At 39.8% G+C, this 1,823-nt stretch carries 2 protein-coding genes; one reads left to right on the forward strand and one right to left on the reverse strand.

The window, feature by feature from the left end; genetic code table 11:
- Positions 1–183: 183 nt before the first annotated feature.
- Entirely contained in the window at positions 184–1,521 is a 1,338-nt protein-coding gene (locus KDK14_RS09015) for a protein kinase (protein WP_257264763.1), read from the reverse strand.
- A 100-nt stretch (positions 1,522–1,621) separates the two neighbouring features.
- Here KDK14_RS09015 and KDK14_RS09020 point away from each other — a divergent pair.
- Positions 1,622–1,823, forward strand: a 202-nt coding sequence (locus KDK14_RS09020; protein WP_257264764.1) for a hypothetical protein, incomplete at its 3' end; no start/stop codon positions are given.

Raw genomic sequence — 1,823 nt, forward strand, 5'->3', positions numbered from 1 at the left:
ATTGGTCTAAAAAGTCGGAAATTTTTAGTAAATAGAACCACTATTCACTAAAAATCTCCGACTTTTTATCCTCAATTTTTTGCCATCCTCGCTACGGGCGCTATTCTCGGACAGCCTCCTGGCACTGTTTCTGTTGCTAATGCCCTGATACCAAACTCTAATCATACGATTCTTTTAGGCCAACTACTTATTCATCTTCAGCTGCAACGCTTCGAGATTAATGTATGCATCTTCTATGCTCATCCGTCTTACAGGGTCATGGGCTATCAATTGGAGAATAATGGATACTAGCTCTTTATATTCGCCCGGGTCACATCCCAACGTTTCAAGCTTTGAATTTATCGCATTTATTTTAGTTGTCTCCTGCTCTTGAGAGAAAAGATGATTATTTGCCGGGCATGAATAAGGAATTCTGGATGGAAAAGTAAAATCCCCGGGCAGAGAACCGCAAATTACCGTCAGCATAGTTATTCCAAGTCCCCAGGAATCACATTTATTATCATGCCTGGGCACTTTACCCTCGGTTTCAGAGAAACACATCTCCGGGGCCATAAAGTCATGGCAACCGTGGTGTGAATCACAGCAATCACTGACTGTACTCATGCCAAAGTCAATAATTTTCAATATTCCTGTTTTATTGTTATAAACCAGGTTGTCTGGTTTTATATCCTGATGAATTATACCTTGGCGATGAATCTGATACAGACCTCTGCTAATTTTATGTGCTATCTCTACCGCCTCCTTTGCAGGGAATAGTTGCCTGATTTTAAAAGTATCCTCCAAGGTAGAGCCTGCGGCATATTCCATGGCAACACCACAATATTCGAACCCATCACTCTTAAACGGATTACGGATAGCTTTACCTCCTTCACGATGTGAAACCAATTCAAAATCTTCACGCCTGAGAAACTTGAATTGATCTCTATTAATAAAAATGGCAAAGTCAATGCGAATAACCTCAGGGCAATCAACCAAGGCTGCATTTAAATCGTGAGCATAATCAGAAGTGAACGTAGTCTTTAAAAATAGTTTATTGGAATTACCCGGTTGTGATAAGCAATAAGTACTTCCACTTTGGATATAATTTTTTTGATCTACAGTGAAACCAATTTGTTGAATAAGATCCCGTAGATTAGGTGCGGTCACTGTTGCCTTTTCAGGAAAAATACAGGATTTTTTCAATTGATTATGCCCGTTTTCAGGCGGGGATTGGGTTTCCTGGCAAGGTTCGCAACTGTGATGAGATTCAAGGTGATAATTATCTACCTCAGCATTTACCACCCTTCGATTTTTCATCTTGCTTGTGTCCGGAAATTCATAACCCTGAACAGGAGGAATTGTTTTTGCTATGTCCTGTACAGATGAAAAACCGGTATTTTGAGATATGCTTTCAAGAGAATCATCTGGTGTATTAGCATAATAACCGACGTTAGATTTGACAGCATCAAAATCCATATTTGCCTCGAAAAAGTTAGTTAAAATGATGAAGTATAAATAATAAACCTGCCAGCTTCTTTTCAACAAACTTTTTTATGCCCTGTTAAATTAGTTTTTAAATTCAGCGGTTGCAATACAAGTTGGTGAATTTTCATTGGATTATATGGTCAGAGTATATGGCCAGATGGAATCTGAATTATCTTGTTCGCAGATTGCCCTGGTTTCAGCGTTGCCTCTTAGGGTAGATATTAAGGAATTCTTCCTGTTAGAACTATTGTCCATTCTTTCATTAGCTTCTGCGATCGAGTCCAGGCGGGTTGGTTTCCAGGTTTTGCGGGTCTTGAATTGGAACCACGAAGCACACGGTGTGACACGGGAGCAGAGTC

Source organism: Endozoicomonas sp. ONNA2 (genome assembly GCF_024606365.1).
Taxonomy (GTDB): Bacteria; Pseudomonadota; Gammaproteobacteria; order Pseudomonadales; family Endozoicomonadaceae; genus Endozoicomonas.